The sequence below is a fragment of the Kitasatospora sp. HPM-01-4 genome, assembly GCF_051374625.1.
Taxonomy (GTDB): Bacteria; Actinomycetota; Actinomycetes; order Streptomycetales; family Streptomycetaceae; genus Kitasatospora.
Genome location: NZ_JBPQGP010000005.1, coordinates 2,695,669 through 2,708,041 on the forward strand (window position 1 = coordinate 2,695,669; position 12,373 = coordinate 2,708,041).

Sequence of the window (12,373 nt, forward strand, 5' to 3'; positions counted from 1 at the left end):
GACAGAGTTGTCCGACTGTACGAAGGAGGGCCGAACGGATGTCGACCGCACAGCACCCCTCCCCCGGCACCTCCCCCACCGCCGTGCCCGGGCTGCCCCTGCGGCAGCTGCTGATGTCGCTCGGCGAACCCCTGGTGGAGCTCCAGGCCGCCCCGGCCGGACTGGACGTGGCCGTACGGGACGTGGCGATCCTCGATCCGGAGGACCCGGCCACCGCCGCCTCCGGCGAACTGGTGCTGGCGATCGGCGCCCGGGGCCGGGCCGCACTGCCCGCGCTGCGCGCGGCCGGCCGGGCCGGGGCCGCGGCCGTCGCGGTCAAGCTGGACGCCCCGGGGCAGGCGGCCCCCCTGCGGGAGGCGGCCACCGAGGCGGGGGTCGCGCTGCTCTCGGTCCGCCGGGAGACCCGCTGGGAGCACCTGGACTCCCTCGCTCGGGCGATCATCGCCGGTCCCAACGCGCCCGAAGCCCCCGAGCACAGCGTCGGCGACCTCTTCTCGCTCGCCCAGACCGTCTCGGTGCTGACCGGCGGCATCGTCTCCATCGAGGACACCTCGAGCCGGGTGCTGGCCTACTCGCGCTCCTCCGACTCCGACGAGGTCGACGACCTGCGCAGGCTCTCCATCCTCGGCTGGCAGGGCCCCGAGCCCTATCTGTCCAAGCTCCGCGAGTGGGGCGTCTTCCAGCACCTGCGCAGCTCGGACAGCGTGATCGCGGTCGATCCGCACCCGGAGCTCGGTCTGCGCCGCCGCCTGGCCATCGGCATCCGCGCCGGCGCCCAGCCGCTCGGCACCATCTGGGTCCAGGAGGGCGCCCGGCCGCTCGCCCCGCTGGCCGAGCAGGCGCTGGTCGGCGCGGCCCGGGTGGCGGCGGCCCAGCTGGTGCGGCGCCGGCGCGAACTGTCCGCGGACGTACGGCTGACCCAGACCCTGCTCATCGGGCTGCTGGAGGGCTCCACCGGGCCGCAGTCGCTGGCCACCCACCTGGGGCTGGAGCTGCGCCGGCCGGCCACCGTGCTGGCGTACGCGGCGGGCCCCCGGGGCGAGGGCCGCAGCCTGGACCTCGCGATGGGCGAGGTCACCGGTCTGATCTCGGTGCACACCGCCTCCCGGCACCGCAGCGCGCTGCTCGCGCCGATCGACTCCCGGGTGTACGTCCTGCTACCGGAACTGCCCGCCGGACTTCCGATGGCCACCGTGCGCAGCTGGGCGCAGGAGGTGGTCGCGGCGGCCGGGGAGCACCTGGGCATCCGGCTGCGGGCCGCGATCGGCTCGACGGTGGACGGTCTGGCGGCGGTACCGGAGTCCCGGGCGCAGGCGGACCGGATCCTGGACGCGATGGGCCGCGGCGGGGTGGACCTGGACGTCGCCGCGCTGATCGACGTCCAGGCGGAGGTGCTGGTCAGCGAGGTGCTCGCGCTCCTGCAGGACCGTCAGGGCCTGCGCGACCCCCGGCTCCTGGCCCTGACCGAGTACGACCGCCGCCACGGCACCCGGCTCGCCGAGTCGGTGCTCGCCTGGCTGGACGCCTTCGGCGAGGTCCGCGTCGCGGCCGACTCGCTCCACATCCACCCCAACACCCTGCGCTACCGGGTCCGCCGCGCCGAGCAGCTGACCGGCATCGACCTGGCCCAGCCCCAGCAGCGGCTGCTCGCCATGCTCCAACTGCGCCTGCCGGAAGGCTGACCGGGGGCGGGGAGCAACGGCCGCCGCGGGTTCAGTACTGGGTGCGCTCCACCCGCCACTGCTCCCACGCCGTCAGCCACGCCTCCTCCGCGCCGGAGGTGTTCCGCACCAGGCCCGACCAGAGCCGCTGCCAGGCCTGCTGCGCCGGCAGACTCGGCACCTCGCTGGCGAACACCGTGTACCGGATCACCTCCTCCACCGCGGCCAGGCCCTCCGGTGTGCCGACGGCCCAGTCCGCCTGCTGGGCCAGCCTGGTGAGGTGGTTGACCATGGTGGTGATCGACTCCGTGGCCTCGTCCCGGGTCTCCGAGGCCAGCCTCATCTGCTGCCGTACGGCGGCCTCCCAGCGCAGTGCCGCCGCCTCGCCGCGCGAGCGCCTCGGCACCCGGGGCGGCCGGTCCTCGCGGATCTGCGCGGCGATCGCCAGCGACTCCCGTACCGCGTGCTCCACCAGCGCCCGGTGCGCCTCCAGGCCGACGACGGGCGGGAGTTCGCGCTCCTCCAGGGCCGTGTGGTGGGCCTTCCGGCCGGCCAGCTTCCGCATCAGGTCGGTCCGGCCCAGGACGTAGCGCTCGAAGTCCTCGATCCGCTTCAGCTCGATGCCGCCCGGCGGCACCCCGCGCCCGGTCACCGTGACGGTGATGCCGTCCACCCGCAGGCGGCCGGCCCAGACGGGCCTGCGCAGGTGCTCCCGCTCACCCTCGGACACCGCACCCGCGCCGGACTCCACGCCCAGCACCGCTTCGGAGACCGCGCTGGCGAGCTGGTGCTCCGCGCTCCCGGGCCGGATCTCGTCCGTGGCCCGGTCCTCGTGGATCTGGACGGCCCTCGGCTCGCCCTCCACGGTGATCCACTCACGCAGCGCCCGCACGCTGCCGGGCCCGTCGCCCTCGTCGATCCCCAACTGCTCGAAAACCCGGTCGCGTTCGTCCTCGACCACGTCCTCCAGCTCGGGCAACCGCGCGGCGTCCGTCCCGGGCCGGTAGGTGCGGACGGTCACGTACGGGCCCTCGACGGAGCTCCAGTCGCCGGACCGGACCTCGACCCAGTCCAGCTCACCGCCGCGGAACTCGTACTCGGCCAGCGCGTCACTGTCCTGGCGCTCCTCGGCCGGTTCGACACCGCTTCCCGACGGCGTGTTCCCGCCACCTCGCGCCTGGTCCGCGCGGTGCACTCCCCCGCCCCTGGAAGCGCGGTCCACCCCGTAGACCGGGAAGTCCGCATCCGCGAGCACCTGACGGCTGTACTCCTCGTGGTCGGCGTGGAAGTCCTCGGGCCCCTGGGGCCTGCCCGCCCTCTGCCTCTTCATCCTCTGCCGCACCCCCGCGTGTTCGCCTGGCCGTCGGTTCCGGCCACCACCACGCCGGGCCTGGCCCGGCACACCGGCGCCGCGTCCGCCCAACCATACGTCGGAAGAACCTGTCGTTCCATCAGCATCCCTCGTACGGTCGCCAGATGGACGCCCCGGCCGCGCACGGGCCGGATTGTCAGTGGCCTTGCCTACCCTGAGCGGCATGACAGCAGCCAAGAACTTCCCGGCCAGGATCAGCATCATCACCCTCGGCGTCAGTGACCTGCAGAGCAGCACCGAGTTCTACGAGGCCCTGGGCTGGCAGCGGTCCAGCGCCTCCAGCCCCGAGATCGTCTGGTTCCGCACCGCGGACTCCGCCCTCGGCCTCTTCCCCGTCGAGGCGCTCGCGGCCGACGCCGGGGTGCCGCTCTCGGGCGAGCCGTCCTTCCGCGGGGTCACCCTCGCGGTGAACCTCGAATCACCCGAGCTGGTCGACGCCGCCCTGGAAACGGCCGTCGCGGCGGGCGCCACGGTGGTCAAGCCCCCGGCGGCCACCGAGTGGGGCGGCTACTCCGGCTACTTCGAGGACTTGGACGGCCACCTCTGGGAGCTCTGCCACAACCCCTTCTTCCCGTTCACCGAGACCGGCAGCCTGGATCTGCCGTAGACCGGGCGCCACCCGGAGGGCGCGTTGGACCCCAACCACTACCACCTTCGCTCCGTCTGGCGGCTGCCCGCCGAGCCGGCCCTGGTCTACCGGGCCCTGGCGGACGTCGCCCGCTACCCCCAGTGGTGGCCGCAGATCCGCTCGGTCCGCCAACTGGACGAGCACAGCGGCGAGTTGGCCATCCGGTCGGTGCTGCCGTACGTGCTGCGCATCACCATCCGCGAGCAGCGCCGGGACGCCGCGGCCGGCCTGCTCCAGGCCGAGCTCGGCGGCGACCTCCGGGGCTGGTCCCGCTGGCAGGTCGGCCCGGGCGGCCCGGGCACCCTGGTCCTCTTCGAGGAGGACGTCCGCCCCGCCAAACCCCTGATGCGCCGGTTCGCCCCGATCGCCCGCCCCCTCTTCCTCACCAACCACGCCGCCATGATGCGCGCGGGCCAGCGCGGCCTCCGCGCCTATCTGAGCTGAGCCCCGGGGCGCGAGGAGCCGCGCGAGGCGGAACGCCGGGGCGCGGTCACCCGCGCCCCGACGGGGGGCGTCCGTTACTTGCCGCGCCGGGAGCGGGCCTTGAAGGCCGCCTTCCGGGCCTCCTTGGCGACCTGCCGGTCCGGGTGCAGCTCGCCGACCGTCTCCAGCACCTCCGCCGTGTACGGGTGCTCGACCCGCCACAGCTCGGCGAAGAAGTCCGCCACGTCCTCGTCCACCGGGAGCCCGGACACCAGCTCCCGCAGCGCCTCGCTCTCCCCCTCGCTCATCAGCAGCTGCGCGGCGAAGGTGTCCACCATGCTCCAGAGCACCACCGCACGCTCGGGTGCCCCGATCTCCACCCCCTGTTCGAGCAGCCAGGCCCGGACCCCGCCACCCAGCTGGGGGTCGTCCACCACCTCCCGCGCGGCGGGCTGCGCCTCGGCGCCGATCACCTCCAGCGCCGACAGGCAGAGCAGCCGCCGCACCGGGCTGTACGGATCACTCCCGTGCGCCGCCGCCAGCAGCTCGCGCGCCGCCTGCACCGGATCGCGGTCGGCCAGCCAGACCGCCAGCTCACGGTCGGGCAGCACGTTCTCGCTCTCGGAGATGCCGCGCAGCAGCTCCTCCGCCGTGCCCTCGGCCAGCTCGCCGACCAGCGGGGCCTCGAAGCCGTCCTCCAGCAGCCACTGCCGCACACCGTACTGACCGAGCGGGGTGAGCCGGACCGTCCCGAACCGGGCCGCCTCGGCCTCGTCCAGCGGGCCCTCGCCCGCCGCGAGCGCCTCCTCGTCCGACTCCTCCTCGAACAGCTCGGGGTCGATCGGCTGGTGCTCCAGCAGACCGAGTTCGGCCAGGTCGCCGAGCATCGGGTCCAGCGTCACCATCAGGTCGGTGATGTCGCCGAGCATCTCCTCGTCGGGCTCCTCGCCCTCGGGGACCACCAGCAGCGCGGCCAGCACCCCGAGCGGCACGGTCTCCTGCCCGGGCTCGGCGAAGGCCGTGGTCTCGTAGAGCACCCGGAGGGCGTCGTCCAGCAACTCGGCCGCCGCCTGCCGGGACTCCTCGAGCTCCGCGAGCTCGGACTCGTCGGTCTCCTCGGCCGCCCCCTCGGCCGCCGCGCCCTCGGCCGGCTCCGGCTCCTCGCCCTCGGCTCGCTCCGCCTCCTCGCCCTCCTCGCCCTCCAGGGCGAGCGAGTCGGCCTCGGCGGCCAGCTCCCGGACGATCCCGGCGGCGGTCAGCCACAGTTCGAGGACCGTCTCCGGATCACCCTGCTCGGCGTCCGCCAGATCGGGGCCCGGGACCGCCACGTGCTCGCCCTCGGCGGTGGTGCCGATCTCCACCAGCTCCAGGTCGCAGGCGAGCGACCAGGCCCGCATGGCCTCGATCACGGCCTCCTCGGGCGCACTCCCGTGCTCGGGGGCCAGACCGAGCAGCCGGGCGGCGGGGGCACGGTCCGGTCCGGTGAGATCACCGAACTCGTCCACCGCGCGGTGCGGAGCCGACCAGCGGGCCAGCTTCAGCGCTCGGTCGATCAGCGGTACCGCCAGCGCCGCGGCGGCCAGCTCCTCCTCGGGCGGCAACAGGACCGGCGGCACGAGCACCACGGCGTCGTCCATGTCGTCCTCCTCGCGGCCGTGCGCCGCGAACGCCCCGTACAGATCGGCAAGCTCGTAGTCGGCGGGCAGCAGGCCCTCGGCCTTCGCGCCGGGCCCGCTCTCCACCGGGTTCTCGGGCTTGGTGCGACGTCGTCCGGCCATCGTGCGCGTTCTCCCGTACTGACGGTTGTCGTAGTGGTGGTGCCGCAGTGCCCACGCCATCTCCGCATCGGCCGGCGGTCACCGCTCCACAGAACCGGATGTGGGTACCGGTCCATCCACTCAGCGTAGCCGTCGGCGGGGCCGCGTGCCCGGCCGATCACCACTCGCGCCGCCGCCGAACGAACCGAACACGTATCCTTCGCTTGGCGCAGTGCACACCCCGCACGGCCACCGGGCAACGACGCCCACCGCACCCTTCGCACCGGCGTCCCTCCCATGCCCGCCCACGGGACATCGGGCGGCCCCGGCCGGAGGGCGTACCTCTCACCCCGCGCCGCCGGTGACTCCGACTCAAGGCCGCCACCCCAGGCCCTGCCCGGGCCCGGTCGCGCCCGGCCACAGGAGATCCCTGCCATGGCGGACCTCTCCACCGCCGGCCCCGGACTGCCCTCGTCGCAGTACCCGGTACGCCGGTTCTCGGAGGCCCTGCTCCCCCTGGAGCTCGCACCACGCACGCAACTCCAGCTCTCCGCGATCAGCCGTTGGAACGCACTGCGCGGCATACGCGTCGGCCTGGTCGCCGCCGCCCTGCTGCTTCTGCTGATCGGTGTCAACCTGGCCACCCCGATCTATCCGGTGCTCCAGCAGCGCCTCGGGCTCACCGCACTCGACACCACCGTCCTCTTCGCGATCTACGTGTTCGCCCTGGTTCCGGTCCTGGCCGCGGTCGGCCACTGGTCCGACCACCTCGGGCGGCGGGCGATGATCCTGCCGGCCCTCGTACTGGCCGCCGCCGGTGACGCGCTCTTCGCCACCGCGGACGGCTTCGGCCAGCTCGCCGTCGGACGGGCCGTCCAGGGCGTCGCGGTGGCGCTGTCCACCGGGGCCGCCGGGGCCGCCCTCAGCGATCTGCTGCCGGACCACCAGACCCTGGCCTCCAAGCTCACCCTGGCCTGCTCGGCCGGCGGCGTCGCGCTCGGCCCGGTCGTCGGCGCGCTGATGGCGGGCGGCGACAACCCGCTGCTGACCCCGTTCCTGGTACACGCCCTGGCCCTGCTGGCGCTCTGCGTCCCGCTGGCGGTCATCCACCCGAGGATGCCCGGCGGGCTGCGGCCCGCGGCCTCGCCGCCCCGCATCACCACCCCGGCCCACCTGCGGCCCAGGCGGCTCGCCATGCCCGTCAAGGGCCGCCGTGAGTTCCTGCTCGCCGCCGGGGCCGGCTTCGTCTCGTACGCGGTCTTCGGGGTCTACCTCAGCCTGGCGCCCGCCTTCTCCGCCAAGGTGCTGCACACCTCCTCGCACCTGACCGGCGCGGTGCTCGCCGCCCTGCTGCTCGGCTCCTCCGCCGTCGCCCAGCTGCTCGTCCCGCCGACCGCCGACCGCCTGGTGATCGCCCTCGGCATGACCGGCCTGGCCGCCGGACTCGGCATGGTGGTCGCCGCCGGCTACAGCGGCACCCCGGCCCTGCTCTTCATCGGCAGCGTGCTCGGCGGCGCCTGCCAGGGCGTGGCCTTCCGCTCCCTGTTCACCAGCGCGGTCGCCGCGATGGACCCCGAGCGCCGCGGCAGCGAGCTCTCCGCCCTCTGGGTCATCGTCTACCTGGGCAGCTCCCTGCCGATCGTCGCGGTGGGCGCCCTGGTCCGCTCCTGGGGCCTGCTCCCCGCCGTCAGCGGCTTCGTCGGCATCGCGGCCGCGGCCTGCCTGGGCCTGGCGGGCGCGGTGGTCAGGCGGCGCTAGTCCGACCAGGGGCGCCAGGAGCCGGTGCCGGTCTCGACACCGAACGGCTCAGGCAACCGGAGATGGTCGTCCAGCTCGCCCCGGGCCCACATGGCATACGGCGTATCCGGAAGCGACATGTGCACAATCGCAGCCACCCCGCGGCCGGCATGGCCACCCGTAGGCAGATGTACCACCGCCCCGTGGATCGTTCCCTCGAAAGGGGGATCCACGGGGCGGTGGCGGAAAAGCTCAGGCGATCAGACGTTGAAGCCGAGGGCGCGGAGCTGCTCGCGGCCGTCGTCGGTGATCTTGTCGGGGCCCCACGGCGGCATCCAGACCCAGTTGATCCGCAGGTCCTTCACCAGACCGTCGGTGGCGGTCTTGGCCTGGTCCTCGATGACGTCGGTCAGCGGGCAGGCCGCCGAGGTGAGCGTCATGTCGATGGTGGCCACGTCGTCCTCGTCGATGTGGACGCCGTAGATCAGGCCGAGGTTGACGACGTCGATCCCCAGCTCGGGGTCGACGACGTCCATCAGGGCCTCGGTCAGGTCCTCGACGGACACGGTGCCCGCGCTGGTGCCCACCGGCCCGTCGGGGCTGCTCTCGGCAGCCGTGCTCTCGGTCTCGCTCATGAATACGTCCTTCAGTCGTTTACGGCGGGCTGCTCGGCGAGCGCCTTGGCGGTGGCGTCCTTCCAGGCCATCCAGCTCAGCAGGGCGCACTTGACCCGGGCCGGGTACTTGGAGACACCGGCGAACGCGACCGCGTCCTCCAGCACCTCCTCGTCGCCCTCGGCCTGGCCCTTGCTCTGCATCAGCTCCAGGAAGGCCTCCTGGATGACCTGGCCCTCACCCACGGTCTTGCCGACCACCAGGTCGTTCAGCACCGAGGCGCTGGCCTGGCTGATCGAGCAACCCTGCGACTCGTAGGAGATGTCCGCCACCACGGAGCCGTCGAGCCTGACCCGCAGGGTGATCTCGTCCCCGCAGGTCGGGTTGACGTGGTGCACCTCGGCGTCGCCGTCCCGCAGCCCCTTGCCGTGGGGGTTGCGGTAGTGGTCCAGGATGATCTCCTGGTACATCGAGTCGAGCTTCATGTCGGTGGACCCAGCCCTCAGCCGAAGAAGTTGCGGACGTGGTGCAGACCGGCGATCAGTGCGTCGACCTCGGCCGGCGTGGAGTACAGGTAGAACGACGCTCGCGTGGTCGCCGGAATTCCGTACCGCAGGCAGACCGGCCGGGCGCAGTGGTGGCCGACGCGCACGGCGATGCCCTGCTCGTCCAGCACCTGGCCCACGTCGTGCGGGTGGATGTCACCGAGGGTGAAGGAGATCGCGGCACCGCGGTCCACCGCCGTACGGGGGCCGATGATCCGCAGCTCCGGCACCTCCAGCAGGCGCTCGACCGCGTACTCGGTGATCGCGTGCTCATGTGCGGCGATCTTGTCCATGCCGATGTTCGACAGGTAGTCGATGGCCGCGCCGAGACCGACCGCCTGGGCGATCGGCGGGGTGCCCGCCTCGAACTTGTGCGGCGCCGGGGCGTAGGTGGACGAGCCCATGGTGACGGTCTCGATCATCTCGCCGCCGCCGAGGAACGGAGGCAGGTCCTCCAGCAGCTCCTGGCGGCCCCAGAGCACGCCGATGCCGGTCGGGGCCAGCATCTTGTGGCCGGTGAAGGCGACGAAGTCGGCCTCCAGCGCCTGGACGTCCAGCACCATGTGCGGGGCGGCCTGCGAGGCGTCGATCACGACCAGCGCACCGACCGACTGGGCCTTGCGGACGATGGCCTCGACCGGGTTGATGGTGCCCAGCAGGTTGGAGACCAGGGTGAAGGAGACCACCTTGGTCTTCTCGGTGATCAGCTCGTCGATGTTGGAGAGGTCGAGCCGGCCCTCGTCGGTCAGCCCGAACCACTTCAGCTTCGCGCCGGTGCGCTGCGAGAGCAGCTGCCACGGAACGATGTTGGAGTGGTGCTCCATCTCCGTGATGACGATCTCGGCGTCCGCGTCCACCCGGTACGGCTCGTCGGCCCAACCAAGCATGTTGGCAACGAGGTTGAGGGACTCCGAGGCGTTCTTGGTGAAGATCACCTCGTCCCGGCTCGGCGCGTTGACGAAGGCCGCGACCTTGTCACGGGCGCCCTCGTACAGCGCCGTGGCCTCCTCGGCCAGCACGTGCACACCGCGGTGCACATTGGCGTTGTGGCGCTCGTAGTACGTGTTGAGGGCCTCCAGCACCTGCCGGGGCTTCTGCGAGGTCGCCGCGTTGTCCAGGTAGACGAGGGGCTTGCCGTCGTGCAGCAGACGCTGCAGCACGGGGAAGTCCTTGCGGATCGCCTCGGTGTCGAGCAGCCCGGTCAGCGCCGAGCCAGGATGGGTTGTCACTCGGAAGCGCCGCCCTTCACGTAGCTCTCGTAGCCCTCTTCCTCCAGCTTGTCGGCGAGCTCGGCACCGCCGGACTCGACGATGCGGCCGCCCGCGAAGACGTGGACGTAGTCGGGCTGGATGTACCGCAGGATGCGGGTGTAGTGGGTGACCAGCAGCGTGCCGACCTCACCGGTGGAGCGGACCCGGTTGATGCCCTCGGAGACGATGCGCAGCGCGTCCACGTCCAGACCGGAGTCGGTCTCGTCCAGGATCGCGATCTTCGGCTTGAGCAGCTCCAGCTGCAGGATCTCGTGGCGCTTCTTCTCACCGCCGGAGAAGCCCTCGTTGACGTTGCGCTCGGCGAAGGCCGGGTCCATCTGGAGGGCGGCCATCGCCTCCTTGACCTCCTTCACCCAGGTGCGCAGCTTCGGGGCCTCGCCGCGCACGGCGGTGGCGGCGGTGCGCAGGAAGTTGGAGACCGAGACGCCGGGGACCTCGACCGGGTACTGCATGGCCAGGAAGACACCGGCGCGGGCGCGCTCGTCGACCGACATCTCCAGCACGTTCTCGCCGTCCAGCAGGACCGAGCCGCTGGTGACGGTGTACTTGGGGTGGCCGGCCAGCGAGTAGGCCAGGGTGGACTTGCCGGAACCGTTGGGGCCCATGATCGCGTGGGTCTCGCCCTGCTTCACGGTCAGGTCGACGCCGCGCAGGATCTCGCGCGGGCCGGACTCGGCCTCGACGGAGACGTGCAGGTCACGGATTTCAAGCGTTGCCATGTGTACTCAGGACTCCTGGTTGACGGAGACGAGCACATCGTCCCCTTCGATCTTTACGGGGTAGACAGCGACCGGCTTGGTGGCGGGCAGCCCGGACGGCTTGCCGGAGCGCAGGTCGAAGCTGGAGCCGTGCAGCCAGCACTCGATCATGCAGCCCTCGACCTCGCCCTCGGAGAGCGAGACGTTCGCGTGCGAGCAGATGTCGTTGATCGCGAACACCTCGCCCTCGGTGAAGACCAGGGCGACGGGCACGCCGCCCAGCTCGACGCGCTTGGGCACGTCCTCCTGGAGGTCGCTCAGCGAGCAGGCGCGCAGGTAGCTCATCCGACCGTCGCCTCCAGCTCAGCCTCGATCTTCTCCATCAGGTTGTCCTGGATCTCGGCGACGCCGATCTGCTGGACCAGCTCGGCGAAGAAGCCGCGCACCACCAGGCGGCGGGCCTCGTCGGCCGGGATGCCGCGGGCCTGCAGGTAGAAGAGCTGCTCGTCGTCGAAGCGGCCGGTGGCCGAGGCGTGGCCGGCGCCGACGATCTCGCCGGTCTCGATCTCCAGATTGGGGATGGAGTCGACCCGGGCACCGTCGGTGAGCACCAGGTTGCGGTTCTGCTCGTAGGTGTCGGTGCCGACGGCGGCGGCGCGGATCAGCGCGTCGCCGACCCAGACCGCGTGCGCGTCCTGGCCCTGGAGGGCGCCCTTGTAGACCACGTTGGACCGGCAGTGCGGGGTGTCGTGGTCGATGATCAGGCGGTGCTCCAGGTGCTGGCCGGCGTCGGCGAAGTACAGGCCGTACAGCTCGGCCTCGCCGCCGGGGGCGGTGTAGCGCACCCGCGGGTGGATCCGGACCAGGTCGCCGCCGAAGGTGACGATCACGGACTTGAGCGAGGCGTCCCGGCCGACCAGGGCGGACTGCTGGGCGGCGTGCACCGCGTCGCGCTCCCAGTCCTGGACGGAGACGAAGGTCAGCTTGGCACCGTCGCCGACCAGCAGCTCGACGTTGGCGGCGCGGGTACCGGTACCGGTGTGGTTCAGCACCACGACGGCCTCGGCGAAGGGCTTGACGTCGATCACCACGTGCGCGAAGCGGACACCGCCCTCGCCGTGCACGTCGATCTTCACCGGCTCGGTCAGCACCGTCTCCGTGGGAACGGTGACCACCAGTGCCTGCTCGAAGCCGCTGTACGCCTGCGCGGCGACCCGGTCCACCGGCTGCCCGGCCTTGCCCAGGCGCGCGTCGTCACGGCCGACCGTCTCGGCGGTGACGCCGTCCGGCAGGCTCAGCTCGACCTTGTCGGTGCCCTTCTCGGCGGTGGCGGCACTGCCGTCGTGCAGCCCGCCGAGGCGGTGCATCGGGGTGAAGCGCCAGTCCTCCTCGCGGCCGTGCGGGACCGGGAAGTCGTTCACGTCGTAGGAGGGCTTGACCGCGACGCGGGCGTCGATCGGCTGCTGGACGGTGGCCCGGCCCGTGCCGGGGCCGGCCAGCTGGGCACCGGCGCCGGTGGTCCCGACCTCGATCGAACCGGCGGTGGTGGCGCCGGAGGTGTTCTGAACGTCAGCCATGGCTGTTCGTAGTGCTCTCTTCCTCAAAAGTGTGGATGGACGGGCCTTCGGCCGGGCGTCACCCGGCGAGCTGTCGTCGCCCGCCGGGGC

The 12,373-nt window shown here is 72.4% G+C and carries 13 protein-coding genes; 4 read left to right on the forward strand and 9 right to left on the reverse strand.

Features of this window, described 5'->3' with window-relative positions; all coding sequences use genetic code 11:
• Positions 1-38 precede the first annotated feature (38 nt).
• Positions 39-1,682 carry a PucR family transcriptional regulator gene (locus ACSMTC_RS11450; RefSeq protein ID WP_436559558.1) on the forward strand — a complete coding sequence of 548 codons (1,644 nt, stop codon included), beginning with the start codon at positions 39-41 and terminating at the stop codon, positions 1,680-1,682.
• A gap of 31 nt (positions 1,683-1,713) precedes the next feature.
• On the opposite strand, the gene ACSMTC_RS11455 is transcribed toward ACSMTC_RS11450, so the two are convergent.
• Complete coding sequence (locus tag ACSMTC_RS11455) at positions 1,714-2,991, reverse strand: hypothetical protein (RefSeq protein WP_436559559.1); 1,278 nt, start codon at positions 2,989-2,991, stop codon at positions 1,714-1,716.
• 205 nt (positions 2,992-3,196) lie between these two features.
• On the opposite strand from ACSMTC_RS11455, the gene ACSMTC_RS11460 reads away from it, so the two are divergent.
• Positions 3,197-3,640, forward strand: coding sequence for a VOC family protein (locus ACSMTC_RS11460; RefSeq protein ID WP_436559560.1), 444 nt, complete (start codon positions 3,197-3,199; stop codon positions 3,638-3,640).
• A gap of 24 nt (positions 3,641-3,664) precedes the next feature.
• Entirely contained in the window at positions 3,665-4,105 is a 441-nt protein-coding gene (locus ACSMTC_RS11465) for an SRPBCC family protein (RefSeq protein ID WP_436559561.1), read from the forward strand.
• A gap of 74 nt (positions 4,106-4,179) precedes the next feature.
• On the opposite strand, the gene ACSMTC_RS11470 is transcribed toward ACSMTC_RS11465, so the two are convergent.
• Complete coding sequence (locus ACSMTC_RS11470) at positions 4,180-5,922, reverse strand: hypothetical protein (protein ID WP_436559562.1); 1,743 nt, start codon at positions 5,920-5,922, stop codon at positions 4,180-4,182.
• Between the two features lie 354 nt (positions 5,923-6,276).
• Here ACSMTC_RS11470 and ACSMTC_RS11475 point away from each other — a divergent pair, with 354 nt between their 5' ends.
• Entirely contained in the window at positions 6,277-7,599 is a 1,323-nt protein-coding gene (locus ACSMTC_RS11475) for an MFS transporter (RefSeq protein WP_436559563.1), read from the forward strand.
• On the opposite strand, the gene ACSMTC_RS11480 is transcribed toward ACSMTC_RS11475, so the two are convergent.
• The 7 genes from ACSMTC_RS11480 to sufD form a co-directional block, all read right to left on the reverse strand.
• The gene (locus tag ACSMTC_RS11480; RefSeq protein ID WP_436559564.1) at positions 7,596-7,718 is read right to left on the reverse strand and encodes a hypothetical protein; all 123 of its coding nucleotides are present in this window, start codon (positions 7,716-7,718) and stop codon (positions 7,596-7,598) included. The genes ACSMTC_RS11475 and ACSMTC_RS11480 overlap by 4 nt on opposite strands.
• A gap of 120 nt (positions 7,719-7,838) precedes the next feature.
• A complete protein-coding gene (locus ACSMTC_RS11485; protein ID WP_436559565.1) occupies positions 7,839-8,213 on the reverse strand; it encodes a metal-sulfur cluster assembly factor in 375 nt (124 codons plus the stop codon).
• Between the two features lie 11 nt (positions 8,214-8,224).
• Entirely contained in the window at positions 8,225-8,677 is a 453-nt protein-coding gene (gene sufU, locus ACSMTC_RS11490; protein WP_436559566.1) for a Fe-S cluster assembly sulfur transfer protein SufU, read from the reverse strand.
• Between the two features lie 17 nt (positions 8,678-8,694).
• Positions 8,695-9,942 carry a cysteine desulfurase gene (locus ACSMTC_RS11495; protein WP_436564656.1) on the reverse strand — a complete coding sequence of 416 codons (1,248 nt, stop codon included), beginning with the start codon at positions 9,940-9,942 and terminating at the stop codon, positions 8,695-8,697.
• Positions 9,943-9,962: 20 nt separating this feature from the next.
• Entirely contained in the window at positions 9,963-10,727 is a 765-nt protein-coding gene (sufC, locus tag ACSMTC_RS11500) for a Fe-S cluster assembly ATPase SufC (protein ID WP_436559567.1), read from the reverse strand.
• Positions 10,728-10,733: 6 nt separating this feature from the next.
• The gene (locus ACSMTC_RS11505) at positions 10,734-11,051 is read right to left on the reverse strand and encodes a non-heme iron oxygenase ferredoxin subunit (RefSeq protein ID WP_436559568.1); all 318 of its coding nucleotides are present in this window, start codon (positions 11,049-11,051) and stop codon (positions 10,734-10,736) included.
• Positions 11,048-12,283 (reverse strand): Fe-S cluster assembly protein SufD, encoded by a 1,236-nt coding sequence (sufD, locus tag ACSMTC_RS11510; protein WP_436559569.1) that lies wholly within the window; start codon positions 12,281-12,283, stop codon positions 11,048-11,050. The genes ACSMTC_RS11505 and sufD overlap by 4 nt, the downstream gene beginning before the upstream one ends.
• Positions 12,284-12,373: the final 90 nt, after the last annotated feature.